The organism is Sinorhizobium sp. NFACC03 (assembly GCF_900103435.1).
In the GTDB taxonomy this organism is placed as follows: Bacteria; Pseudomonadota; Alphaproteobacteria; order Rhizobiales; family Rhizobiaceae; genus Ensifer.
The window spans coordinates 43,732-68,491 of the sequence record NZ_FMXF01000016.1; the positions used below are offsets into that span (position 1 = coordinate 43,732).

Here is a 24,760-nt window from a genome sequence, read left to right on the forward strand (position 1 = left end):
GAGTTGTCCCGCGTCAACCCCAAAATGCGCAGCAGGCCATCTGACTTCGATTTTGGGAACCGAAGCGATTTCAAGTTCTGGAGACGATCGTGGCGATCATGTTCATCAATGCACAAATGATCAGCAGGGGAGCGGGTCGTCGCATTGTATCGGCGGCAGCTTATCGCCATCGGACCCGAATGCGAGACCAACAGACGGGGATTTCCTTCAACCACGGCCGCAGGGCCTCCGAACTTATCCACGAGGAACTGGCGCTACCGGACCAGATCCCGACCTGGCTGAAGAAGGCGATCGACGGACAGTGCGTCGCCAAGGCGAGTGAGGCACTCTGGAATGCGGTTGACGCGTGGGAAAAGCAGGCGAATGCACAGCTCGCCCGCGAACTGACCATCGCCCTGCCGAAGGAGCTGACGCGGGCTGAGAACATCACGCTCGTTCGCGAATTCGTCCGGGACAATCTGAGCTCTAAAGGAATGATCTCCGACTGGGTCTACCACGACAAGGAGGGCAACCCTCATATCCATATTTTGACGGCGTTGCGGCCGCTGACGGAGAACGGATTCGGGCCTAAGGTGGTGCCAGTGCTTGGCGAGGACGGAAGCCCGCTGCGCATCGTTAGGCCAGTTCGACCCAATGGCCAGATCGTCTATAAGCGCTGGGCGGGTGACAAGGAAACCCTGAAGGCGTGGAAGATCAACTGGGCGGAAACGGTGAACCGGCATCTGGCGGTCGCCGGCCATGAGATCCGCCTTGATGGGCGCTCCTATTCAGAACAAGGCCTCGATGGCATCGCGCAAAGCCGCCTCGGGCCGGCAAAGTCGGCACTCGCCCGTAACGGCGTCGAGATGTATTTCGCGCCAGCCGAGCTTGCACGCCGTCAGAAGATAGCCGACCGGTTGCTCGCCGAGCCGGAGCTTTTGCTGAAACAGCTCGGCAACGAGATCTCCACCTTCGACGATAAGGAGATCGCCAAGAGGCTGCATCGTCATGTCGACGACCCAGTGGACTTCGCCAATATTCGTGCGCGCCTAATGGCCTCGGACGAACTCGTCACGTTGAAGCCGCAACAGATCGATCTGAACACCGGTAAGGTATCCGAGCCGGCGGTGTTCACGACGCGGGAGATTCTGCGCATCGAATACGACATGGCGCAGTCGGTCACGCAGCTCTCAAAGTGCAGGGGCTTTGGCGTCTCACAGAGCCAAGTCGCAGCCGCCATCAGATTAGTAGAAACGGTCGACCCGGAAAGACCCTTAAGGCTTGATCGCGATCAGGTCGAGGCAGTCCAACATGTGACCGGCGACAATGGCATTGCGGCCGTTGTCGGTGTCGCCGGCGCCGGTAAGTCAACCCTGCTTGCCGCGGCGCGTATCGCCTGGGAGAGCGGGGGTCACCGCGTGTTCGGGGCGGCGCTTTCGGGCAAGGCGGCCGATGGTTTGGAGGACAGTTCCGGCATCAGATCTCGGACGCTTGCTTCTTGGGAAGTAGCTTGGGCAAGTGGGCGTGACCTGCCTGGCCGCCGCGACGTGCTGGTCGTCGATGAAGCGGGCATGGTGTCCTCGCGACAAATGGCGCGCGTCTTGAAGACTGCGGGAGAGGCGGGGGCAAAAATCGTTCTTATCGGCGACGCTATGCAACTCCAGCCGATCAACGCGGGTGCGGCCTTCCGAGCGATTTCGGAACGGATATGCTTTGCCGAACTTGCCGGTGTACGCCGCCAGCGCGATAAGTGGGCGCGGGACGCTTCACGGCACTTGGCCCGCGGAGAGGTCGCGAAGGGACTTGAGGCCTATGCCGCCCATGGGCGCGTGATCGAGGCAGAGACCCGTGCGGAAATCATCGACCTCATCGTTTCCGACTGGACTGACGCGCGCAAACGCGTGGTTGAGCAGTCTGTCTCGGAAGGGAGAGGAGGTCTTCTTGGCGGGGATAAACTGCTGGTCCTCGCCCACACCAACAATGACGTTAAGCGGTTGAACATGGCACTACGCCAGGTGATGCTAGAGGATGGCGAGCTCAGTGACAGCCGCGCCTACCAGACCGTGCGCGGGTTACGAGATATCGCCGCTGGCGAACGGATCATTTTTCTCGAGAACGCCCGTTTTATTGAGCCCCGCGCGCCGCTCCTTGGCATGCAATACGTCAAAAACGGCATGCTCGGCACGGTTATTTCCACCGGAGACAAACGCGGCGACACATTGCTGTCGGTCCGTCTCGACAATGGCCGCGACGTGGTGTTCAGCCAGGAGAGCTATCGCAACGTCGATCACGGTTATGCCGCGACCATCCATAAGTCTCAGGGCGCGACGGTCGACCGGACCTTCGTACTCGCCACCGACATGATGGACCAGCATTTGACGTATGTCTCGATGACCCGGCATCGTAATCGAGCCGATCTTTATGTTGCGAAGGAGGACTTTGAAGCGAAGCCAGAATGGGGAAGAAAACCACGCGTCGATCATTTGGCTGGTGTGACTGGTGAACTCTTGGAGGAGGGGGCGACAAAATTCCGATCCGGCGACGGGGATGCGCGGAGGAGCCCCTATGCGGATGTCATGTCGCAAGATGGGACCGTTCATCGCCTCTGGGGGGTGAGCCTGCCGAAGGCACTAAGGGACGCAGGGGCTTCGCGAGGCGACACCATTACGCTGCGAAAGGACGGCGTCGAGACGGTCAAGGTCAGGGTTGCTGTTGTCGATAAACAGACGGGCGATAGGCGCGTCGAGGAGCGTGAGGTCGAACGCAACATCTGGACCGCATTAAAGATTGGAACCGGTGAAGCGCAGCTCGAGCACACAAGTCACCGGTCGGATCTGTTCAAGCAGCTTACCGAGCGGCTTGGCCGATCCGGCGCCAAAACGACTACGCTCGATTTCGAGAACGAGGCTGGATACCAGATGCAGGCGCAAGATTTTGCGCGGCGGCGTGGTCTCTATCAACTCTCGCTGGTTGCGGCAAAAATCGAAGAGGGGGTCTCGCGGCCGCTGGCGTTCATTGCGGAGAAACGGGGGCAGGTGGCGAAGCTGTGGGAGCGAGCGAACGTGGCGCTCGGCTTTGCGATCGAGAGGGACCGGCGCGTCACCTACAATGACGAGCGGACGGTACCCCTCTATGAGGCTATTGCGCAGCCCAGATGCGATCTCATTCCGTCGATGACCGTGTTCGTGCGAAGTGTCGACGAGGATGCGCGGCACGCGCAACTTTCCTCGCCTCTTTGGAGGGAGCGCGAAGATATCCTGCGGCCGGTGCTCGAAAAGATCTATCGCGATGCCGATGCTGCCCTTTCCGCGCTGAATGCCCTCGCCTCGGATGCGACAAGTGAGCCTCGCAAGCTTGTCGAGGTTCTCTCCGCCGAGCCGCACAGGCTTGGCTGCCTGCGCGGCTCGGTATTATTAGTCGACGGCCGGACGGCGCGAGATGAACGGAGAGCCGCGACGACGGGGTTGGAAGCGCTGCTGCCCTTGGTGCGCGCCCATGTGACAGCGTTTCGTCGAAATGCCGAATATTTTCGTGAGCGCGAGAAAATGCGCCGCGCCACGATGTCAGTGTCAATCCCCGCGATCTCGAAGCAGGCAATTACTCGCCTCGAGGAGATCGAGGCTGCCCGGCGGCATGGCGGGGGTGGGGCCTATAAGATTGCCTTTGCCTACGCCGCCGAGGATCGGTCCCTCGTGCAGGAGGTGAAGGCCGTGAGTGACGCGCTGACTGCCCGCTTCGGTCGGAGCGCCTTCACCCAAAAGTCTGATGCAGTCGCCGAACGCAACATTACTGAGCGCATGCCGGAGCAATTCGCCGATGAACATCGTAGAAAGCTAATCCGGTTGTTCCGGGTGATCAGGCGGTTCAACGACGAGCAGGACCTTGGCGAAAGGAAGGACCGCTCGAAGATTATCGCCCGTGCTTGTGTAGAGGTAGGCACGAAATCCATTACCGTTTTACCGATGCTTGCCGCGGTGACGGAATTCAAATCATCCGTGGATGATGAGGCGAGAATCCGCGCGCTGGCAGCTGTGCATTATTGCCAAAATCGTGCGTCTTTCGCCGAGGCTGCAAAGCGGATATGGCGCGATCCGGCTGGTGCCCTCGACAAGATCGAAGCGTTGATCCTCAAGGGGATTGCAGCGGAGCGCATCGCGGCAGCCCTGGCAAGAGATCCCGTGGCGTACGGTACGCTGCGGGGTTCTAGTCGGATCGTTAACAGGCTGCTCGCTTCCGGCCGTGAAAGGAAGGAAGCGTTGTGCGCCGTGCCAGAGGCAGCGGCGCGACTGCGCTTGTTCGGCGCGTCCTGGGGCAGTGCCTTCGAGGCAGAGCGCCAAGCCGTCACGCAGGAGCGCGGCCGAATGGCGGTCGCCATTCCGGGCCTGTCGGATGCGGCTGAAGTTGCTCTACGCCAACTGGTAGCACACGTGAAAAAGGAGCATGAGAATGCGAGGCCCAACGTCCAAAAGCTCACCGTCGCCGCTGCCTTGATCGATCCCGCCGTCCGGCGCGAGTTCGCCGCCGTCAGCCGGGCACTCGACGCGCGCTTCGGTCGCAACGCCATCCTGAGCGGAGAGAAAGACGTCATCAACCGCGTGGCACCGGCGCAGCGCCGCGCATTCGAAGCTATGCAGGAGAGGTTGAAGCTGCTTCAGCAGGCGGTGCGGATCGACGACAATCACAAGATCGTCTCCGAAAGACGTGAAAAGACGATCACCCGGGGACGCGATGTTGAACGGTAGGGGCGTTGAAGAGATTGCTATCTACTGAAGTTGATTAAGCAGCCTCTCCCTTCGGCCACGACTAAGCCTTCGAGCGCTGTCATTCTTAGGGTGGGTGATTGCTGCGAATTCTAAGGCCTGACACGGAAAGCGGAGCGCGGGGAGTTTTCGTTATGCCCAATGCTGATGGCGTTGATGTGGGGAAGTGTGGGGCGAAAGAAAATACCGGCCTGAGTGCGGCATTTGCGATTGAGCGGTTGTAGTTTTCACCGATTGATACTATTTTTTGCCTCAAGTGAGGTGAGGTTTTTAGCGATGTTGGCATTTGAAAAAGTAGCAGACGTACTCGGTCTTCCTCCCAAGGAAATCGGAGCGCGATCACCGCTCGGTCTGGTTTCGCGAATTGAAGGAGGGTTGCCGATCACAGTGCTGGAGCGCGTCTCGCATCTGCTTGCTCCGAATGATGGGCATTTCAAATATCGGTTCGTCCCCAAGGCCACTTTGGAACGGCGCAAGGTCAGCCTGCGCCTCTCCCCAGAGGAAGGCATGAGGGTTGCCCGCGTCGCGCGGGTGTGGAACCTCGCCGTGGACGTTTGGCAAGGGCCAGACGCGGCGCGGGATTTCCTGTTCCGAAGCCACCCCATGCTCGAGGATAGAGCTCCGATTGACGTCGTCATTCAAAACGAGATCGGGGCCGAACTGGTGCTGGAGATCCTCGCCAGTCTCAAATATGGAAGTGCTGCGTGACGGCCCAGGTTCTTGATCGAACACTGTCGGCTTACCGAATAGGAGATCCCAACGGGGCTTATCCGATCTTTGACGCCACTGGTTCTACGATTGCGCCCGGGCGTTGGAACACGCCTGGAACGCCTGTCATCTACACAAGCGAACATTATTCCACCGCTGTATTGGAAAAGCTCGTGCACGGCAGTGGGCGGCTACCGCCGAACCAGCACTATGTTCAGGTGACAATTCCAAGGGGGCTGACCTATGAGGTGTTTTCGACCGCTGCGGTGCCCGGCTGGGACTCAATGCCGGCCGTTGCAAGCAAGGAGTTCGCCGAGGCCTGGTGCCTGCAAAAGCGCAGTGCCGTTCTAATCGTGCCGAGTGTCGTGGCCAGGCTCGATCAGAACATAATCATCAACCCTGCTCATCCTGGCTTTGCGAGCATCACGGTCAGCCTTCATCAGCCAGTATATTGGGATAGGCGGCTGTTCGGATCGTGACGGCGAATGGCACGCGCTGTTCCGTTCTCAGATCATCAACCTGGCTGCGCGTCCCTGCTTGCGTTCCGCGTCGTTGTAGTAGCGGGCAGCCTGCGTCACCGATTTGTGCAATGACTGCTGCATGGCTTCGGGGAGGGGGATACCGCGGTTGGCGGCTTCGGTGTGGTTGTTCCAGTTATCGAATTGCCGATTGCAGACTAGCGAGACATGGTTCGGTGAGAAAATGCATGAGAGTTCCGTAATAAGGTGTTCTCCCGTACAAAGTTAACAAAATCAGGAGTTTAATAGGGAGCGGTGTCGGTGACGGTTCGAATCCCACCAAGGCGAAGGATAGTGGCGAGGGTTACACCGCGATAGATCGGGGCTTCCCGCGGCTTTGTCCTTCCGATTGCCAACTGGGTCTGGCAATCGGACCCTCATCGCTCCAAGCAGACCACGGCCTCGAGTGCTGTGGTGCGTGGCCGCGCCGTAGCATTCGCCGGAGAGGTTCGCACAATCACCGAATCCACGCATTCCAACGCTGCAGCATCATCGCAGCATTGGTGTTGATCCACTCCGCGTCCGGCACGATGACGTAATTGCGAACGTCATCAGCTTGCGGCATTGTCCTGCGTGCTTCCTCCGACATCATTGCGATTGCCTCACGACTCGGCGGCGTGCAGGAAAGTGCTTCGCAGGCTTTGGCCTGCGCTGCTGGTGAATTCAGCCAAAAGGCTATCAGTTTGAGCGCGTTGTCATGATGGGGTGCGCCCTTCACCAAAGCGATGCGGTCGCCGACAAGGAAGGACGCCTTGTAGGACCAACTGATCGGCAGTCCTTCGTTCTGCATTGCCTTTGCCCGCGTCAGCCAAATTTGTCCCAGTGAATAATCGCCATTGCGAAAGCCTTGGACACTTTGATCACCGGATCTCCACCAGAGTGAAACTGAGGGACGGATCTCATCGAGCTTCGCCAGCGCGCGATCCACATCGAGCGGAAACAGATCATCGCGGGAGACGCCGTCGGCGAGGAGCGCGGCTGCCATGACGCGCCAGGGATCATCGAAATTGGGGAATGCGCGTTCCCCTGGGTATTTCATGGTGTCCCACATGTCGGCCCAAGTTTCGGGTGCGGCTTTGCCGGTCTTGTCCGTCCGGTAGGCCAGCAAGGTTGCAGTCGACTGGAGTAACGCGCCACCTGCTGAACAGGTATTCTCATTGAGATCTTCGCGATCTGCAAATTGGCGACAGAACACGGTTAGATCTTCTGTGACTGCCCGATGTGCCTTCGATGCGGCCTGAATTTCGCCGTCGAGATAGAGATCCCAACTGACATTGCCGGTTTTGACCATCGCCGCAGCCTTGGCGCGCATTTCGGCGTTTGTCGCCGCGACGATGACGACCTCGATCCCCGTTTCCTTCGTGAAGGGATCGAACCAGGCCTCCTTCAAGGCCCTGTCATAGGCGCCGCCGGTCGAAGCGATGATCACTTGGTCTGCGGCGAATGCCGGGAGAAACGGGATAGACGAGAGGAGACCAGCGAAAACAGCCGGTCTGACGAAGCTTGCGGAAAGTGGAAGCCGAGAAGGCATGCAGAGGTTCCTTCGTTTGATTAGAACAGGGTTTGACTTTCAGCTACGGGAACTGCGCGCGCTCACAAGATGAACTGTTCCCATCAGCAGGAGTGACGTAGCGACAAGCACCGTCGAAACGGCGGCGATAACCGGCGTCAGGTTGAAGTCGATGTCCTCGAACATCTTGCGGCCGATAGGTTTGCCGCCGATGTCGGATATGAAGAACGCAACCGTCGCTTCGTCGAAGGACGCGAGGAAAGCGAAGACCGCGGCTGCCGCTACACCCGATGCTATGTTTGGCAGCACCACGAAGAAGAATGCCCGCAGCCTGTTCGCCCCGCAGTTCAACGCAGCCAGTTCCAACGTTGGGTCAAACCGCTGAAGTGACGCGGTGACGGGGATGATAACGTAAGGAATTGCCAGCACCGTGTGCGCAATGAGGAAGCCGAGGAAGCTGCCAGTCAATTGTAGAGGCGAAAATGCGAGATAAAGCGCGACGCCAAGCACGATATGCGGCACGATCATCGGTCCGAGCGCGAGCGCCTGCAACGCGGATTTGAACGGAAGGCATCCGCGGGCAATAGCAAGCGCAGCCATAGTGCCGGTGATCGTGGCTGCGGCTGTCGTGGCGAGCGCAATCCTGAAGCTGAACCAGGTTGCTGCCATCCAGTCAGGGTCATTGAAATAGGCGCTGTACCACTTCAAAGTCAGGCCACGGGGCGGGAACTCAATGTGGTTCGTCTCGCTGAGCGACATGGGGATGACGATTAGGGTTGGTAGCAACAGAAAGAAGAGAATGCTTCCAATCGCTACGCCTGCGACAAGAACGCCACCTGCTCTCGAATACTTTCGGACAACGGAAAAAGGAATCCTGTCCAGCATAGTCGGAAGACGGCGTGGCACGGATGCTCGATCAATTGACATTGTTCAACCCTTTGCTGAACGATAGCGCCCTGCGGAAGAGCAAGACGAAAAGGAGTGTGACCGAGAGAAGGACGGTCGAAAGTGCTGCCGCAAAGGGCCAATCGAGCAGGACAATCGTTTGCTGGCCGATGAGTGTCGCGATCAGCATTGAGCCCGGACCGCCCACGAGCGCAGGGGTGATGTAGAAACCAAGGGCAAGCACGAAACACATCACGCTGCCGGCAAAGACGCCAGGTAGGCTGAGTGGCAATGTGACGGCGACGAAAGCCCGAAGAGCCCCGGCGCCGAGATTGCGGGCAGCCCGCACATAATCAGCCGGTAGGGCGCGCAATGCCGAATAGATCGGTAAAATCATGAACGGCATCAACACATGTGTCATGGCGAGAATAACCGCACCGTGCGTGTAGATCAGCTTTAGCGGCGCGTCTGTAACACCCGCGTCTGTGAGCAGGTTGTTCACGATGCCGTTTCGCTGAAGAAGTACGACCCATGCATAGGAACGGATGAGGACGGACGTCCATAGCGGGATGAACACGCAGGCTGCCACGACCATTGCCCGGCCCTTGCGCAGGCGTACCATTAGATAGGCAACCGGGAACCCGAGGAATAAACTCGCCAGCGTCACCCCCATAGCGACCTCGAGGGTGCTTAGGAAAACGCTGATGTGGAGCGGTTCGGCGATGATGCGCTGATACTGAGCAAGTGTTCCTTCGGAAAAGCTCAATGCGATAAGCTTCGAAACCGGGTACAGAAAGCCGACGCCTAGGGCTCCTATTAGCGGTAAGGCCAACGCGAAGGACGTCGGGAGCGAATAGTAACGTGCAGAGGCGATTGTAACGCGTCCAGGGGCTCGTGCATGCGGCGCTGATTGAGGTGGGAAGCCCGTCATGCCGCGTCCCTCGATGGGAAGACATGCACTGCTTCATAATTGAAAAGAATGTCCACATTGTCGTTTTTACCAAGCGGAACAAATCCGTCCGCGGCGATCTGCACCTGGAAGACGACTTCTGGCCGCGCCACCAATCGGACGAGGACGATGTAGATCGACCCAACGAACAGCGAGGCTTCTACGATACCTGGAAGTGCATCCGCACCGCCTTGGCCGCGCCTTAACAAGCGAATGCTCTCTGGGCGAATTGCTAAGCGAAGCGCCTCGCCCGGCGCGTACGCGCGATGGGAGCCACGCGCATCCAGGTTCAGGTTGAGTACTGTTTCATCGGAAAGGCGCACGACCGTATTGTTTGCCGCGTTGTGGAGGCAGTCGCCGTCAACGAAGTTCATGCGGCCAATAAAGTCCGCAACAAACTCGGAACTCGGTTTCCAGTAAAGTTCCGCGGGAGGCCCGAACTGCCTCAGCCGACCATTGGACATGATTGCCACCCGGTCCGACATCGTCAGAGCTTCGTCCTGATCATGAGTCACATAGACGACCGTCGCGCCCAGCCGCTCTTGCAGACGTTTGATTTCAATCTGCATGGCTTCTCTCAGCTTCTTGTCGAGTGCGCCAAGCGGTTCATCCATCAAGAGGACGGGCGGTTCAAACGCCAAGGCGCGCGCTAACGCGACCCGCTGCTGCTGCCCCCCTGAGAGTTGGTTCGGACTGCGCTCCCCATACTGGGCGAGCTGAATGAGTTCCAGCATCTCATCGACGCGCCGCGAAATCGCAGCTTTCTGCAGCTTGCCTCGCATCCTGAGTGGAAACGCGATGTTCTGGCGGATCGTAAGGTGGGGGAAGAGAGCATACTTTTGGAACACCATACCAATGTTGCGGTGATTGGGGGCAAGGTGAGTAACGTCCGCGTTGCCGATTATGATCCGGCCGGCGCTGGGTCCTTCAAATCCGGCAACCATCGTCAGGACCGTCGTCTTGCCGGAACCAGACGGGCCCAAAAGTGAGACAAACTCCCCGGCGGCAATATCGACTGACAGTTCATGAACCGCCGGCACGCTTCCGTATTGTTTTTGAAGCCCTACTAGGGACAAAGATTGGCCAATCAATTCTGTCGTTCCTTTCAGCTGGACGCTGAACAGCGCCTTCCCCCGATGCGGCCCTCAAATTTGGCCGTGATGAGACAGCCTCTTCCGCTTCGACGTCGGAATAGGGCTAAATAATTCGTGCTGAGATTGTTGATGTCCCGCAGGCTGCTTGTTCCGCCGCCTGCGTGACCATGCTTGGGAAAGCTGCTAAAGCTGTATTGACGCGACAAACGCTTTGCAAAACCTTCACACTTAATTTTTGTTGCATCAAAAAGTCGTGGTGTCAACCGAGTGGGGACGTGAAATGCCAAATAGACCGGATGACTCGCTAGATCCCGAGCGCGCTGTGGAAAGGTTGGGCGATGCTGCTTACAGGGAAATGAAGGAGCGGATCATCCGTGGCGTCTATAGACCGGGACACAAGCTTACCGTGCGTGCTGTTGCGCATGAGTTGGACGTCAGTACAACGCCCGCGCGCGACGCAATCAATCGCCTGGCCAATGAGGGGGCGCTGGTCTATGCAGGGCCGAAGACGGTCGTTGTCCCTATCCTGGACGCTTCGGCCCTTCGAGAAATAACTCTCACGCGGCTTGCGCTGGAAGGTCTGGCTTCTGAGCAGGCGGCCCCGCATGCAGCTCCCGAAGATGTGGAAAAATTGAAATCATTACAAGTGCTTATTAATTCTGCCCTCGAAGAAGGACGCTACGCGGATGCGCTTTGGCATAACAAGGAATTTCATTTCACCATCTACCGGCTTTCCGGTTTGCTGCACCTCGTCTCCATTATTGAAAGCCTGTGGCTGAGGATCGGTCCCTCGCTTCACAATCTTTATCCTGAGTTTGCAAATGAGAGATATGGGGTTCGCAACCATGAGGTGGCCATGGAGGCGCTCGAGGAGCGTGACGCGGCGAGCCTGAGGGCGGCAATGGAGGGTGATATTCGTGACGGTTACCGTCGCCTGAAGGTGTCGGTTGGCGTGATTTAAATGGCCGTCATGAACGGAGTTTTTGTTGTACGGACTTGACGATGTGGATTTTTGTTGCAACAAAAGTATAAAGCTCGTGCAAAACGAGCGATCCATATCTCTGTCAGGAAGCCGGAATCATGCTCGTTCATCCGAAAGACGAAATGCGGCAGCTCGCTGCCCGCAACAAATCCCGAATCCTATTTCATCGTGCAAAGGCCGTCTTTCCTGACGGAACTACGAGAGTAACCGTGGAGAGGGATCCTTTCCCGATCTACATTCAGGGCGGGGAAGGGGCCCATCTACTCGATGTCGATGGAAACCGGTTCCTTGATCTCAACAACAACTTCACGACACTTATTCATGGGCATGCCTTCGCGCCGGTCTGTGACGCTGTTTCCAAGCTTCTCCATTCGGGGACCTGTTTCGCCAATCCGACTGAACACGAAATCGCGTTAGCCGAGCTTCTGACCGCCCGCATCCCGGCGATGGAGCGCGTCCGTTTCGTCAACAGCGGGACGGAAGCGGTCATGTTCGCGATCAAAGCGGCTCGCGCCTTCACAGGCCGACACGCGATTGCCCGGATCGAGGGCGCGTATCACGGCGCCTACGATTGGGCAGAGGTTGGTCAAAACCTTGTTCCAGGCGCCGAAGGTTGGGAGCCATCCGCCGTCGCGGCGCCCGCCTACCGCGGCGCTCCGCCGAGTTTGGCTGAAGAGGTTCACCTGCTTCGATTTAATGACGTCAATGGTCTCGACGAACGCCTGGGTGCATCGCGTGATCGTATCGCTTGCATCGTGATTGACCCGATGCCGAGCCGAGCAGGCTTGATGCATCCGGAGCCCACTTTCATCGAAGCGCTGTGCAAAATAGCTCGCAAATATGGGATTCTGATTATTTCCGACGAAGTTCTCAATCTACGGCAAAGCTACGCTGGCGCCTCGGCCCGGTACGGACTTACGCCTGACCTGATCACGGCGGGAAAGATCATTGGAGGCGGCTTTCCGATTGGCGCAATTGGCGGCCGCGAAGAGGTGATGCGCGTCTTTGGTGCCGATCACGCAAAGCCCTTGTTGCCCCAGGGTGGTACGTTCTCCGCCAATCCTGTTTCCATGGTTGCCGGTCGAGTGGCTATGGAGGCCATGACGCAAGAGGCTTTCAACCGCCTTGAGGAAATGGGCGACAGGTTGCGCAGTGGCCTCAAGGCCATCATCGCCAGGTACGATGCTGATTTCTCTGTGACCGGCGCTGCCTCCCTGTTCCGCATCCATCCCAAGCGTAGAGCGCCGATCGAGTTTCGGGATGCCTATCAGGGCGCCTGCGAAGCCGCTGTGATGCGAGGATTGAGCAGCCATTTTCTTGAGATGGGTATTCTTCTTCCAATGGGTGCGGCGGCCTGCCTGTCGACGGCGATGGTCGACAGCGACATTGACCTCATCCTTGAGGCATTTGATGCGTTTTTAGCCCTGGAGGTACGGTCGTGAGAGGAACGGGCTCAATGACGAAACACACTTCCATCGAGACCGTTGCGCAACGCATTGCCGCAAGTCTGCGTCGCCATGACGTGGAGTTCATCTTTGCCCAAAGCCTCCCGTCGGCGGTTATCCTTGCCGCCGAAGCAATCGACATACGCCAGATTGCCTACCGGCAAGAGAATATGGGGGGCGCAATGGCTGATGGTTACGCCCGTCTCTCCGGCAAAGTTGGCGTTGTCGCCGCGCAGAATGGTCCGGCGGCAACCTTGTTGGTACCGCCGCTCGCTGAAGCCCTGAAGGCGAGTGTGCCCATCGTTGCACTGGTGCAGGATGTCGAACGTGACCAGGCAGACAAAAACGCTTTTCAAGAACTTGATCAGATCGCGCTCTTTCAGTCCTGTACCAAGTGGGTGCGGCGCGTAACTGTTCCTGAACGGATCGATGACTATGTTGACGCAGCATTCACGGCGGCAACGTCAGGACGTGCAGGGCCCGTCGCACTTCTGCTTCCCGCTGATCTCTTGCGCGCACGGGTGCCGGCGCCAAGCGCGCCAAGGTCTGTGAGCCTCGGCCACTGGCCTTTGGATCGGATCCGGCCATCCGGTCCGGCACTGGCGCGCGCTGCCTCTCTCATCGCTGAAGCGCGGGCGCCCATTATCATTGCGGGGGGTGGAATTCACTGTGGCGGTGCTGCCGCTGAGCTTATCGCGTTGCAGGAGGAAGCTTGCCTCCCGGTATTCACTACAAACATGGGGAAGGGGGCTGTCGACGAACATCATCCACTTTCTGCTGGCGTTCTTGGCTCCCTGGTCGGCCCCCGTTCACTCGGCCGCCGCACATTGCCAATGGTCGAGAACGCGGATCTGGTTGTTCTGATCGGAACGCGGACCAACCAGAACGGCACGGACAATTGGCGTCAAATTCCAACGAAGGCGACTGTTGTCCACATCGACATCGACCCGGTCGAGATCGGCCGAAACTACGAGTCGCTTCGTCTTGTCGGCGATGCACGCGAGACGCTCGCGGCGCTGCGGACAGAACTAAGCTGCGTCGATCTGACAAGGCGGCAAGCCGATCGCGCCCGCCTGGAGGGAGTTATTGCCGCATACTGGAAGGAATTTGAATTCGACCGGCGTGACGCTGCGACGTCTACATCCCGCCCGATACGGCCAGAGCGCCTCATGGCAGAGCTTCAGCACTTGCTGACGGCCAAGGCGACTGTCGTCGCCGATGCCAGCTATTCGTCCATGTGGGTGCTGGGACAGTTGCGGGCGCCGGCCGCCGGCACGCGATTTATCACGCCTCGCGGACTGGCGGGACTCGGTTGGGGGGTGCCGCTCGCGATTGGCGCCAAGGTCGCTCGTCCGGATAGTTCGGTCTTTGCTGTCGTTGGCGACGGTGGATTTGCCCACAGCTGGGCGGAACTCGAGACAATCGTTCGCATGAAACTGCCCATAACGATCATCGTTCTGAATAATGGGGTTCTCGGTTTCCAACGCGATGCAGAGACTGTGAAGTTTGGCAGCTATACGTCGGCATGTCATTTCGCCGACGTAGACCACGTGAAGCTGGCAGAGGCCTGCGGCTATCCCGCGGTGCGCGTCGACGACCCAAGTGAGCTTGCGCATCACCTCCAAATTGGCTTGACCGGAGCCCCGCTTCTTATCGAAGTCATGACCGATCCTGAGGCGCATCCGCCATTGTCGCTCTTTGCCAAGATGGATGCGGCGGAATGACGAAGCGGACTACTTCGAGAATTGCGGTCGTAACCGGGGGAACATCGGGGATCGGGCTGGCCACAGCCCGACGCCTGCTGCAGCGTGGGGACCGTGTAGCCGTCTTCGGACAATCCGCCACCCACGTGCACGAAGCCGCCCGCGAACTCACGGCAACATTCGACGCCGGGCGTATATTCGCGCGTAGCGTCGACCTGGCCCAGCCCGAACAAATCAGCGCTTTCTTCCAGGAATTGAACGAGCGGTGGGGTAAAGTTGACATACTCGTTTGTAGTGCCGGGATATCGCCTAAGGGACTGTCGGGTGCAGCAGTCTTCCAACAGATTACGCTCGACGAATGGAACGCCGTGTTTTCTGTCAACCTAACTGGCGCAATGCTCTGTTGCCAAGCCGTCCTACCTGGAATGGTCGCTCAGGGATTTGGGCGCATCGTATTCGTGGGTTCTATCGCTGGGCGTGCCCTGCCGAAGATTGCCGGTACCGCCTATGTCACCTCCAAGGCGGCACTGGCGGGCCTTACTCGTTCGCTTGTTGCTGGTCACGCGCCACATGGCATCACCATCAATCTTGTGGCACCAGGTCGCATTGCCACGGAGATGGCAGGCCCGCGTAACAGCGAAACCAATCGGGCCGCCATCTCGCGCATTCCGACGGGCCGCTTGGGTGAACCAGACGAAGTGGCGGCAGCCATCGGATTCCTCGTGTCTGACGAAGCAGCGTATGTGAACGGTGCAACCATCGACGTCAATGGTGGTGAATACGTACCGCCTTGATTGCAAGGTCACGAGCGAAGGCAGAGGTGGTGATGGCGTGTGGAGTACTCATTCAAACCGATAATGTTCAGCTCTTCCTTTTGCTGAAACATATTCTGGCAACCCAAGGGTTCGAGGTTCAGGTTTGCACAGGTCAAGCCGGTCTGTTTGACGCGTTCCAAAAAGAGGCGCCGGTAGCCGTACTGCTCGACTGTTCCTGTCGACCAGAAGCGCTTCTTGGACTTTGCGGGCGGATCAAGGCGGCGGATGCTAATGTGGCGATTGCTGCCTTCATAAAATCTTCTGATGCGGATTACTTCGCACGCCACCCCGGCGTCGACGCCGTCATCTGCAGCCCGTTCGATCCGGAACTCTTGCTCGGTTTCCTAATGCGGCTCCGCACGGCTACGGCTGATAATTCGGACGCTACATCTGGACCGGTCCTTCGTTACAGCGATGTTGAAATGAACATTTCGCGGGTGCGCGTTACTCGGAGCGGAAATCCAGTGACGCTTTCCGCGCTACAGTTTCGTTTGCTTCTGCATCTTATGAAGAAGCCCACCACGGTGCACAGTCGAGAAGACCTGATCGCAGCCGGGTGGCTCCCGAAAGTCGACGTCGAACCTCGCACGGTGGACATTCATATCAGCAACATCAGGCGTGCGCTTAACCGTTATGGCGCCGACATTATTCGTACGGTGCGGTCGGTGGGCTACTCACTCGACGAGAGCATGGAGGCGTGAAGGCTGAGCTTTGCCAGCCTTCTGAGGTTGTTGCTGAGAGCAGGAATTCATCGCGTGCACCACATGGACCACGCAGTCTCAACCTGGCCATTCGCAGGATGCGCTTGAGGTGAGCGAAGAGCATCTCGACCTTCTTGTGACGATGCCGTGAACGTTCGTAATCGGGCGTGCCGGCAATGGCTCTGGCGACGTCACGGGCATCCTCATTGAGATCACGAGGGACTTTGCGAGCAACTGCATTCGGGCAGCTTTCTTGCTGGCCCGATAAAGCCGGGTGCCTTCACTGGTGATGCCCGATCGGGGCGTCGCGTAGGTGCGGCGGAACTGAACCAGCTCCTTGCCCGCCGGGCAGATGTAGCGATCTCCCTCGCCATCCCAATTGAAGTCGGCACGTGAGAAAGTCCCGTCTGTCCGGTTGGACTTGTCGAACACAGGAATATGCGGAGCGATCTCCTTTTCCTTCGTGCTCTTCGAGACTGAAATCGTAAAAGAGCTGCGCCGGAGCCGCCTGAAATCCCATCATTCGCCTGATCCCCTGCCAAATCAAAGAGGATTGAATCACGCGTCCCAAGTGCCTGCAATGACGAGTTTTTCAACAGTATCGGCGCGAAGCAGCCGTCCCGTTATGGCGGCAATCCTCGAAACTACCTAAAGCATCTTGGTCAAGGTGCGACCGGGACACCGCTTACCATCAATCGGCGAAAGACTTCGAACCAAAAGTCATAGTCTGCAGTGCGGCGGTCAACCCAGGCTTCGAGCGCACAATACGCGACGGCCGTCGCCGCCTCATTCCCATAGATATCGGTCGCGACCGCAGCCGCCTCGCCGTGATTGAGCTCTCTGCAGCCATCTTTTCGTGACAGTTCAAAATTGGATGTAGGAATAATTCTGGACACGGGTGAGCCTCCTGGCGTCCGGCGCAGGGGATCAAGAGTTCTGCCGGACGTTTAAACTCGGCGCTCGCGAGCCACAGAACCTCTAGAGTGGTCCTTATCGTGCCGTCCCTGGCAATACGTGTCCTGTCGAGTATCGTCCGGCGAAGCCTCCTTCAACGATTGAAAATTTGCGCTGCAGCTGCTCAAGAACGCGCTGTTTTCGACCAGTTCAAGACTGGTCTTCATTTGTTCGAGCGATCGCGGACGTCTTGGAAGTGGATAGCGAAGCCCTTCTCTGAGTCTACTGAATGCCTATTCTCTCTAAAAAATCAACAAAAATGTTGCAACAAAAATTAGGGGATAAAGGCAAAGCTGGCGAGAATCCCGTTTCCAATCCGGCGGCTAATGGTTGTCTATGGGGTTACTTTTCAAGCGCAGAGATATTATTCCCGCTTTTTTGTGACATCAAAACGGCCCGTCATTGGGCAAGGGCATTACTCGCATGAAGGCTCAGCACGAAAAACCAGTGGTTCTCATTTGCTCGGACAACCCCGACCTTTATCTCCTGCTTTCACATATTCTTGTATGTGACGGTTACCAAACGACACTTGTTGGAGAAGAGGATGTCGTGACGCAGGCGTCGTCCAGGCCCACTGCAGCAGTCATCTTGGACTCGGCGAAAGATACGGACCTCATCCTAAGAGCTTGTGCTGCAATCAAGGGCACGGCATCTACGTCCCACATTCCGACTATCGGGTTGGTCCCAGCCGGAGAGGAATGTCACTACCTGGCTCTGTTGAAAGCTGGTATCGACGAGAACTTTGTTCGCCCGGTCTCTCCCGCAAGACTACTATCGTATCTAAACTCCCTCCCGCGAGGCCGTCTCGGCGGTGTGCAACCGCCGGACGCGAGCTTTGCGCATCTGGGGGGCTCCGATGTCCTCAGATTGAAGGCGGATCGCCGCGCTGTCGCCTACGGTGGATGTGAGGCGCAACTTGGCCCGATCGAATTTCAGTTGCTGCGTTGCTTGCTCGAGGCGCCAGGGCGGGTGTTTAGCCGTCAGGAACTGATTGATGCGGCATGGCCATCCAATTTTTTCGTGCAGGCACGTACCGTCGATGTTCACGTCGGGCGGCTACGTCGTTCACTTCTACGCCTGACGGGTCGAAATCTTATCCGCACTGTCCGTGCATCAGGTTACGCAATCGAGCTTGAGGAGGCTCGGTTGTGAATGCAAAGTAATACCTAGAACTGCTTTCGCCGCGGAATTATTCATTTGCAAAATTGAGTATGATTGTCGACTTCTTGAAGTATGGAAAACGTAAAAAAACTTTTGCAAGGCCTTTGTTGAGTTAAATACCGCGCCGATTAAACCTGCCCCTCCAGCAATTCCTGAAAGTGGAGGGAGATATTCATGAAAGTTGGAAATGGAACGCAGAGAAAATTTCGCGCCGGTGTATTCAGGAACACAAGCAGCCTTATTCAACAAGCTGATACCCACTTCGAAGCCGCGCATTTCCGTGGATTGATGGCTGTCTACGGACGACCCTTAGGCGGCCGCGCGGTTTCTCTCCCCAATGTGCAAGGGCGTCACGTGATCGACTTCGTACGGTGCTCGTATCTTGGCTTGGACAATCATCCCAAGATCATCGCCGGTGCCGTAGCCGCGTTGAACGAATATGGTGCGCTTCATTGGTCTTGCGCACGGACGCGTCTCAATTTTTCGATCCTTGGCGATCTGGAGGCAGCGTTGTCCGAGTTATTTGCTGCCCGGGTGATAACCTACACAACCGTCCTGGCGGCAAACATGAGCGCTTTGCCGCTCGTTGCTTCCGGACACCTGACTGGTGGCGCACGGCCCGTGATGGTGTTCGACCGGCTGGCGCACGCAACCCTTGCCTTTCACAAAGGTACAATCGCGACCGAAACTAAGGTTCAAACGATAGCGCACAACGATCTCGACACACTAGAGGCCCTATGTCGCTCCAACGCCACCGTCGCGTATATTTGCGATGGCGTATATTCAATGGGTGGGAACTCCGACATCGGGCGGTTGCGTCGCCTGCAGGAGCAATACGGGCTCTTTCTGTATATCGATGACGCCCACGGCGTTTCAATCTTTGGCGCGCAAGGTGAGGGCTTCGCTAGACATCAAATCGCGGGCTCTTTGGGCGAGCGCACGATAATTGCCGCTTCTCTTGGAAAGGGTTTTGGCGCTTCCGGCGGCATGATCATGCTCGGAACAGCTCGGCAGGAGGAGCTTTTTCGAAGATTTGCGGTCGCGCATGCGTTTTCGGCATCACTGAACGTTGCGTCTATTGGAGCGGCATTCGCATCACAGGAATTGCATCGAACTAGCGAACTCAATCGTTTGCAACAGACACTTCGTGCAAGGGTCGAGCTTTTCGACAGCCTCATTCCCAGTAACCAGAAAGGCTCATCCTTACCTATTCGGACGGTGGAAATAGGCGACGAAATGACGGCGATCGGAGTCGCGCGAACGCTACTCGACCGCGGTTTCTACACCTCAGCAATTTTTTTCCCCACTGTTGCACGGGGACGGGCAGGCATACGCATCTGCCCGACAGCTGGACACGCAGAGGACGATATTCGGAGCTTAGGTCTCGCGGTCCAAGAGGTGCTGGGAGAGATAGTAAACGGTCGTCAATCGTGAGCGCCGTCCTCCGGGTTGGAACACCAAAAGAATGATGGGTTTCCTATGTACGCACACGCGTCAGAGTGCCGTGTCGTGATGCAAAACTCTATGCGGCTCATGCGGGGAGTTTCCCTTGCCGAATGGGGGGCAACGACCGTTGATCGTGGGATGCAAAGATCCTTCCTGTTCGTTGACGGAGAGGCCGTCTTGTGCGCCCTGGAAAACGGGCTCCTGATGCGGGCCGCTGCGAATAACGTCCTTTCGTATCATGGAATACGAACGGTACTGGAGGGGGGCGTTCTTAACCTGACCAAGTTGTCAGCGGAGGAATTCAACTGGCTTCCAAGTGGAAAGTGTACTCCCGAGCAAAGACGAGAATCGTGACCATGGGAGAGTGCTCGGACGAGCGAGCAGCGGCGCTTCTTTTCGGAGGCTGCGGAATTCAACATCCGCTCTGGCGTCTCGATACCAATTCCAGCTGGCTTTGGACGAAGTGCGACGTTTACGCTTGCGTCGAGCGAAAGGGCGGCCTCGCAATCGCTGGTCAGTGAAAGCGCGCGGGCGACGCTCGCCGGCGTGTATATTCACGTCTATATGCGGCTTCTTGCAATCGATGCACTGCAAGGTTCTGTCGTAGATTTGTCGCCCCGTGTAAGCGCATGCGTGGCAAAAGAAGGTGGCGAGGTTGGCGCATTGTTGTTCATAGCCTGCTCGGACCGCTGTCCAAACCGTTGCCGCTCCTTGGTTTGGCCCGAACGGCGTCACCGTCGACGAGATCACCGCGAAGACTGAAGCCAAGTTCGACGTCAACTTATTCCATCCGTGATCGTTATCACTGATCTCGGCGTCTTTACCGTCAAGCGCTGGGGGCCGCCAAAGATGACCCTTATCGAATTGACACTCCGGCTCATGAACTGGGTGCCGCGGCAATCAAGGGCGCGCTGTCGCGCACCGGCGTCGATGCGGCAGAGGTGGACGAGGTCATCCTCGGCCAGGTCCTACCGGCCGGCGAAGGTCAGAACCCGGCTCGCCAGGCGGCGATGAAAGCTGGTGTGCCGAAAGAGGCCACAGGTTGGGTGTCAACCAACTCTGCGGTTCAGGCCAGCGTGCCGTAGCGCTCGGCATGCAGCAGATTGCGCTCGGCGATGCAAAGATCATTGTCGTCGGCGGGCAGGAATCCATGTCCATGGCGCCCCATTGCGGGCATTCGCGTGCCGGCGTGAAGATGGGCGACTTCAAGATGATCGACACGATGATTTGTCGGCTGGGACGCCGATCTGCTCGGCTAGGTATTGGCAGCATCGTACGGGACCAATGTGCCATCCCCAGCGAAAAAACCGCGAGCGCTGAAAACTTCAACTGCGCGGGCCAAGCCGAGCCTCGTACTGACCGGTTTAGAATTGATGAAATCTATGTCGGCGAAGCTCAGGCTCCATCGTGCAGAGCGAACTTATCCGGCTGGTCAGCCTATATTTAGAAGATGCTGGCGACGACACTATAGCGAGAGCGGAATAGATGCCCCGATTTCACGAAAATCCTAAAACCCGCGACACATTTTGCGACTAGAAGCCTGCAATGTGGGAGTTTTAGGACTTCCGCGACAGGCGAGCCTCGTCGTCGATCAAGGTGAGCCGGCAGGGCGCCGTATCGCCCCAGTGCCAGAGGACAAGGTTGAGGTCGTCGGTCGTTGCGCCGGGAGCGAAGCTCCTTCGATGGCCGCATCATAGGAGACGAGGGTTGTCGGCTGCAGGGCGCCGGCCTGGTTGGATTCGCGCAATGCCGTCATGGTCGACAACGACGTGTATAGAGCCGGTGTGCCTTTTCGATTGAACCGGCCGGCGTGCAGCTCAGCGCCGCGACCCGACATTGGCTCGCGCGCATAGATCGGGTTTAGTGTCCGGTAGAGTGCTCCTCGAAACTCCATCGACGCGATTAAGCGTGCACGCCGGCGTCGACCGCGTCGATATAATCGTGCACGTCATCGGCACGACCGTCACGGACCAGTTGCATTGCCGTCAGGCCGGAGAAGCCCGGCAACGGTTCCGAACGATACCAGGCATAGGCCATCAGCGCCGAGCCGAAGCGGGGCTCGACCTTGTTGACGATCTCGGTCATCTCCCGCAGGCGCCGCTGCGTCTTGTCCGAACGAATGCGATCCTTGCGCTGGATGGCGTCACGTCCCAGCCCGGTCGTGCGTGCAATCTCCTCGCTCGTCGTGCGCAGTGCCCTGGCGATCTTGCGCGGCGAAAAAAGCCCGCCGTCGGCATATTGGGCGACCGGCGAGGAGGAGAGAAAGAGGGGGAAAGCCTGCTCGCAGATCGGGGGGCCTGCTGACGCTTGCGCGCAACCGCGCCCATCGCGATCCCGGCCCGTCGTCCTGCGCAGGGCTGTAAGCCCCGCCAGCCGGGCAGGGATGCTCGGCTGCAGTTGCACCTGACCGCGAGGGCCGCTTTTAATGGTCCAGCTGTGTGGTTGTCTTCTCTCATGGCTCAACTATAGTGAGTGCCGTCATTGAAAACGCGAAATGAGTTTGCACGAACTGAACGGGGCCAATGGTGACGAAATCCAGCGCAGATACGATACTCGACGAAAACGCGGTAGCACACATCAACGGCAAAGGGGCGAATGGGGTGACCGCTGAGCAGAACCTCGATCCGGCGCTACTCGAAAAGATTGCGTCTCTACGCTCGAAGGTGAACGAGACTTTCGGCAAAGTGGCGCTGGCGATGATGGCGACGCCTCGCTACCGCAACCTGTCGATTGCTGATCTTTCGCATCTGGTGCTAGACCCGCTGATCCGCGACCGCATCGCCATCGCACAGTCAGCGAATCCGGGCCCGACAGACACCGGCCTTGCCGGCATTGCTATCTGGGCAAGCGTAACCGAAGAGGTTGACGCGCGCATTCGTGAGCAGATCAAGGCCGGCGTCTTCCCCGTTCGCCTCAAGTCCGAAGAATGGACCGGCGGCAAAATCAATTGGCTGCTCGATGTCATAGCGCCGTCGCCGCGGCTCGCCACATCCGTTCTCGCCAACTTCAAACAGGTGCTGAAAGAAGGTGACCTACGCATTCACCCCCTCGTTTCCCGTCTCGTCGAGCCCGAAGCGCTGAAGAAAATGGGCGCAAGTCCGGTGGAGCCGACGTCGGCCTGATTGGGCCGGCGATCGGCGCCGCCTGCTTGGAAAGCTGTGCGAGATGGCAATCTTTTGGGGCAGCGATGAACAATCGGGCGTGGACCGGCGGTCAAGGTCAACGTGGCGCATTCGGGCTGGAGCTGGTTTTCCGCTTTGAAAGTCGTCCGGTTTCTCAAGCCATTCAACTTCGCGCTGAAGGGGCGTTTAAGATGTCCACCCCGCGCACAGCCTTCTGACCAGTAGCGCCTATTGCGATGGGCTTTAGGCGAAGGCCAATGTGGATGCAACGGTCCGCCAATTTTTCGCACACACCAGCACCTTTTCAACCATAGCGGCATGCTTGCCGTCATGAAGCCGCTTCACCTTCCAAGATTCACCGTATGCGCGCGGCTGGAACGGCCTCGAAGTTCCTGCAGTGACACAAGTTTTTTCGCGACAGATCTCCAAAACGTTGAAAAACAGAGGTTTCTCGGGGCGCCCTCCACTGCGTCCGTCATCCCCTCAATCCAGGTCTGGAATTTCAGAACCGCTCAGTGGTCGTCACGTTTCGCTCGCGTCTCTAAATGAACAGGGACCGCTTTGAGGACGCAGAGTGATCTTTTTTATAAATTTCTACATCGCGTGCTGAAGGCTATTTACAACTCACGCGAGATTGGCTTGATTGGGATTAGGATGGGTGCCTGCGCGGGGGCGTGGCGGTCCATGAGAGGGAGGCGGGATGTGCTGGCCGCACAGACCGCCGGCTTCGGCTGGGGTTCGACAAAACAGCTATACGATTTGGTGCGCAGTGTTCTGCGGGCTATTGCTGATGTTTTCGTCAGCAATGCAGGGCCGAGCGCTCGAAAGGCAAGCGATGGTTTATTTTCTCAGTCACAAGAACGAAGAGACCTACAGCTACACGTACCGTGCGTTGGATGGCGACGTCAGTAAGATCCAGGCTGTTGATCTCACTCGGGATGAAGGTGTGCGAATTCGGCCAGGTTATTCCTATTATGGCCGGCCATTTGAGTCCGAGTATATTCCGACAAAAATCGAGCTTGATGGGCCGAAGCGCCCAATACCCGACGTCTACTCCGCTTTTGGCTTGCTCGTTAGCGAAAAATTTAAGGGCATTGTTGAGAAATTCGAACCGAATGCGCATCAATTCTTTCCCATCGAACTTGTTTGGAAGGACGGCGGCCATGCTGCCGATCGGTTCTGGTTCGTTCCCTGCGCTCGGCTCGACACGGTCGATCGGGAGAAGACAACGTTTGAGTTCCGGAATGTCTGGTTCCTGGATGGAAGTAAGGACAAGGATCTGGTCTTCAATCGATCCCAGATAGGCGACCACCATGTCTGGATCGACAAATTCATTGTGATGCCCAGCCCGGCAATCAGCGAAGGCTTGAAAGCCGAGTTGGATGCAGCCGGGGTTACCGGCGCACACTATCAGCATTTTCCCGAAACGAATTGACGAGCAAACGGATTTAGATCCCGAGCGGAGGTTGGACAATGCCCGTAGAAACCTTCGACAATCTTATATTGCCCTCCGGTTTCTCCGCGCTTATTGGTCCGGTGGCCAGTTCCACGACTGGCGAGTTCCAGAAATCACACGGCATTGCAGAGCGGCTTTGGTCGGATAGTTTGTTCGATCGACTTGTCCGTGGTCTTAATGAAGAGGGCGATCGTGGCGTTCGTCACGATGCGGCGTTTAACGGAACTCTTCTACCGACAACCGAGCGCGGAGGAGCTGTACTAGGTTCCGCCGTTCATCGTGGCCCGCACGTCGTCGCTTTTGACAAAATCCTTTATACCTCAGGCGATATCAATTCGCCGACATTCATAAATCGGCTCCTACTCAACCTGGAAGCTGATTTGGCTGGTGCCGCAGATGATGCCGCCGAAGCTGTTATTCGTGACAAATACGCCAATCAGTTCAAAGCCTTTGCAAAGCTTTTGGGTTTGGCCGATTTGCATCAGGATGTCCTGGACAAACATGCTGATCTTTCCGACCTCAAATCGATTGCCCTGAACAGCTCTGACCCCCGCTTCGTCGATTCAAATGCG

At 57.6% G+C, this 24,760-nt stretch carries 20 protein-coding genes and 5 pseudogenes; 15 read left to right on the forward strand and 10 right to left on the reverse strand.

Going from position 1 to position 24,760, the window contains the following annotated elements; genetic code table 11:
- The first annotated feature begins 89 nt into the window (after positions 1 to 89).
- The 3 genes from traA (at position 90) to BLU35_RS19920 (ending at position 5,926) form a co-directional block, all read left to right on the forward strand.
- The gene (gene traA, locus BLU35_RS19910; RefSeq protein WP_093234205.1) at positions 90 to 4,721 is read left to right on the forward strand and encodes a Ti-type conjugative transfer relaxase TraA; all 4,632 of its coding nucleotides are present in this window, start codon (positions 90 to 92) and stop codon (positions 4,719 to 4,721) included.
- Positions 4,722 to 5,015: 294 nt separating this feature from the next.
- Positions 5,016 to 5,447, forward strand: coding sequence for an antitoxin Xre/MbcA/ParS toxin-binding domain-containing protein (locus tag BLU35_RS19915; RefSeq protein WP_037381763.1), 432 nt, complete (start codon positions 5,016 to 5,018; stop codon positions 5,445 to 5,447).
- Positions 5,444 to 5,926: an RES family NAD+ phosphorylase gene (locus tag BLU35_RS19920; RefSeq protein ID WP_093234206.1), complete on the forward strand. Its 483-nt coding sequence runs from the start codon at positions 5,444 to 5,446 to the stop codon at positions 5,924 to 5,926. Before BLU35_RS19915 ends, BLU35_RS19920 begins: the two co-directional genes overlap by 4 nt.
- Before the next feature lie 27 nt (positions 5,927 to 5,953).
- On the opposite strand, the pseudogene BLU35_RS36180 reads toward BLU35_RS19920, so the two are convergent.
- The 5 genes and pseudogenes from BLU35_RS36180 to BLU35_RS19940 form a co-directional block, all read right to left on the reverse strand.
- Positions 5,954 to 6,088, reverse strand: a pseudogene (locus BLU35_RS36180) (integrase); the annotation flags it as partial.
- 334 nt (positions 6,089 to 6,422) lie between these two features.
- Positions 6,423 to 7,496, reverse strand: coding sequence for an ABC transporter substrate-binding protein (locus BLU35_RS19925; protein WP_093234207.1), 1,074 nt, complete (start codon positions 7,494 to 7,496; stop codon positions 6,423 to 6,425).
- 39 nt (positions 7,497 to 7,535) lie between these two features.
- Positions 7,536 to 8,402: an ABC transporter permease gene (locus BLU35_RS19930; protein ID WP_093234208.1), complete on the reverse strand. Its 867-nt coding sequence runs from the start codon at positions 8,400 to 8,402 to the stop codon at positions 7,536 to 7,538.
- A complete protein-coding gene (locus BLU35_RS19935; RefSeq protein ID WP_093234209.1) occupies positions 8,392 to 9,291 on the reverse strand; it encodes an ABC transporter permease in 900 nt (299 codons plus the stop codon). The genes BLU35_RS19930 and BLU35_RS19935 overlap by 11 nt, the downstream gene beginning before the upstream one ends.
- Positions 9,288 to 10,400: an ABC transporter ATP-binding protein gene (locus BLU35_RS19940; protein WP_093234210.1), complete on the reverse strand. Its 1,113-nt coding sequence runs from the start codon at positions 10,398 to 10,400 to the stop codon at positions 9,288 to 9,290. The genes BLU35_RS19935 and BLU35_RS19940 overlap by 4 nt, the downstream gene beginning before the upstream one ends.
- Before the next feature lie 283 nt (positions 10,401 to 10,683).
- On the opposite strand from BLU35_RS19940, the gene BLU35_RS19945 reads away from it, so the two are divergent.
- The 5 genes from BLU35_RS19945 (at position 10,684) to BLU35_RS19965 (ending at position 16,049) form a co-directional block, all read left to right on the forward strand.
- Positions 10,684 to 11,364, forward strand: coding sequence for a GntR family transcriptional regulator (locus tag BLU35_RS19945; protein ID WP_093234211.1), 681 nt, complete (start codon positions 10,684 to 10,686; stop codon positions 11,362 to 11,364).
- Positions 11,365 to 11,483: 119 nt separating this feature from the next.
- Positions 11,484 to 12,827 carry an aspartate aminotransferase family protein gene (locus BLU35_RS19950; protein WP_093234212.1) on the forward strand — a complete coding sequence of 448 codons (1,344 nt, stop codon included), beginning with the start codon at positions 11,484 to 11,486 and terminating at the stop codon, positions 12,825 to 12,827.
- A 14-nt stretch (positions 12,828 to 12,841) separates the two neighbouring features.
- Positions 12,842 to 14,554 (forward strand): acetolactate synthase catalytic subunit, encoded by a 1,713-nt coding sequence (locus tag BLU35_RS19955; RefSeq protein WP_093234213.1) that lies wholly within the window; start codon positions 12,842 to 12,844, stop codon positions 14,552 to 14,554.
- Complete coding sequence (locus BLU35_RS19960) at positions 14,551 to 15,327, forward strand: SDR family oxidoreductase (protein ID WP_093234214.1); 777 nt, start codon at positions 14,551 to 14,553, stop codon at positions 15,325 to 15,327. Before BLU35_RS19955 ends, BLU35_RS19960 begins: the two co-directional genes overlap by 4 nt.
- Before the next feature lie 32 nt (positions 15,328 to 15,359).
- On the forward strand, positions 15,360 to 16,049 hold the full coding sequence (locus BLU35_RS19965; protein WP_093234215.1) for a winged helix-turn-helix transcriptional regulator: 690 nt from the start codon (positions 15,360 to 15,362) through the stop codon (positions 16,047 to 16,049).
- Here BLU35_RS19965 and BLU35_RS36185 read toward each other — a convergent pair.
- Together BLU35_RS36185 and BLU35_RS19975 are read right to left on the reverse strand one after the other, a co-directional pair.
- Positions 15,994 to 16,508, reverse strand: a pseudogene (locus BLU35_RS36185) (IS5/IS1182 family transposase); the annotation flags it as partial. The gene BLU35_RS19965 and the pseudogene BLU35_RS36185 sit on opposite strands and share 56 nt — an antisense overlap.
- Before the next feature lie 203 nt (positions 16,509 to 16,711).
- Positions 16,712 to 16,945 (reverse strand): Y4oE-related protein, encoded by a 234-nt coding sequence (locus BLU35_RS19975; protein ID WP_286161565.1) that lies wholly within the window; start codon positions 16,943 to 16,945, stop codon positions 16,712 to 16,714.
- A gap of 287 nt (positions 16,946 to 17,232) precedes the next feature.
- Here BLU35_RS19975 and BLU35_RS35055 point away from each other — a divergent pair, with 287 nt between their 5' ends.
- From BLU35_RS35055 to BLU35_RS20000, 5 genes and pseudogenes are all read left to right on the forward strand, one after another.
- Positions 17,233 to 17,430, forward strand: a complete 198-nt coding sequence (locus BLU35_RS35055) for a hypothetical protein (RefSeq protein ID WP_143032958.1) — start codon at positions 17,233 to 17,235, stop codon at positions 17,428 to 17,430.
- A complete protein-coding gene (locus BLU35_RS19980; protein ID WP_093234216.1) occupies positions 17,427 to 18,155 on the forward strand; it encodes a response regulator transcription factor in 729 nt (242 codons plus the stop codon). Before BLU35_RS35055 ends, BLU35_RS19980 begins: the two co-directional genes overlap by 4 nt.
- 183 nt (positions 18,156 to 18,338) lie before the next feature.
- On the forward strand, positions 18,339 to 19,598 hold the full coding sequence (locus tag BLU35_RS19985) for an 8-amino-7-oxononanoate synthase family protein (RefSeq protein WP_093234217.1): 1,260 nt from the start codon (positions 18,339 to 18,341) through the stop codon (positions 19,596 to 19,598).
- A 381-nt stretch (positions 19,599 to 19,979) separates the two neighbouring features.
- Positions 19,980 to 20,372 (forward strand): annotated as a pseudogene (locus BLU35_RS19995) (autoinducer binding domain-containing protein); the annotation flags it as partial.
- A 110-nt stretch (positions 20,373 to 20,482) separates the two neighbouring features.
- Positions 20,483 to 20,838 (forward strand): annotated as a pseudogene (locus BLU35_RS20000) (thiolase family protein); the annotation flags it as partial.
- A gap of 328 nt (positions 20,839 to 21,166) precedes the next feature.
- Here the strand turns inward: BLU35_RS20000 and BLU35_RS20005 are convergent.
- Together BLU35_RS20005 and BLU35_RS20010 are read right to left on the reverse strand one after the other, a co-directional pair.
- Positions 21,167 to 21,504: pseudogene (locus BLU35_RS20005) on the reverse strand (RES family NAD+ phosphorylase).
- An 8-nt stretch (positions 21,505 to 21,512) separates the two neighbouring features.
- Entirely contained in the window at positions 21,513 to 21,899 is a 387-nt protein-coding gene (locus BLU35_RS20010) for an MbcA/ParS/Xre antitoxin family protein (protein ID WP_093234281.1), read from the reverse strand.
- 233 nt (positions 21,900 to 22,132) lie between these two features.
- On the opposite strand from BLU35_RS20010, the gene BLU35_RS20015 reads away from it, so the two are divergent.
- Both BLU35_RS20015 and BLU35_RS20020 read left to right on the forward strand, forming a co-directional pair.
- Positions 22,133 to 22,732, forward strand: a complete 600-nt coding sequence (locus tag BLU35_RS20015; protein WP_093234219.1) for a toxin-activating lysine-acyltransferase — start codon at positions 22,133 to 22,135, stop codon at positions 22,730 to 22,732.
- A 790-nt stretch (positions 22,733 to 23,522) separates the two neighbouring features.
- Complete coding sequence (locus BLU35_RS20020; RefSeq protein WP_143032959.1) at positions 23,523 to 24,167, forward strand: imm11 family protein; 645 nt, start codon at positions 23,523 to 23,525, stop codon at positions 24,165 to 24,167.
- 380 nt (positions 24,168 to 24,547) lie between these two features.
- Here the strand turns inward: BLU35_RS20020 and BLU35_RS35680 are convergent, their stop codons facing one another.
- On the reverse strand, positions 24,548 to 24,691 hold the full coding sequence (locus tag BLU35_RS35680) for a hypothetical protein (RefSeq protein ID WP_176907332.1): 144 nt from the start codon (positions 24,689 to 24,691) through the stop codon (positions 24,548 to 24,550).
- Positions 24,692 to 24,760 lie beyond the last annotated feature (69 nt).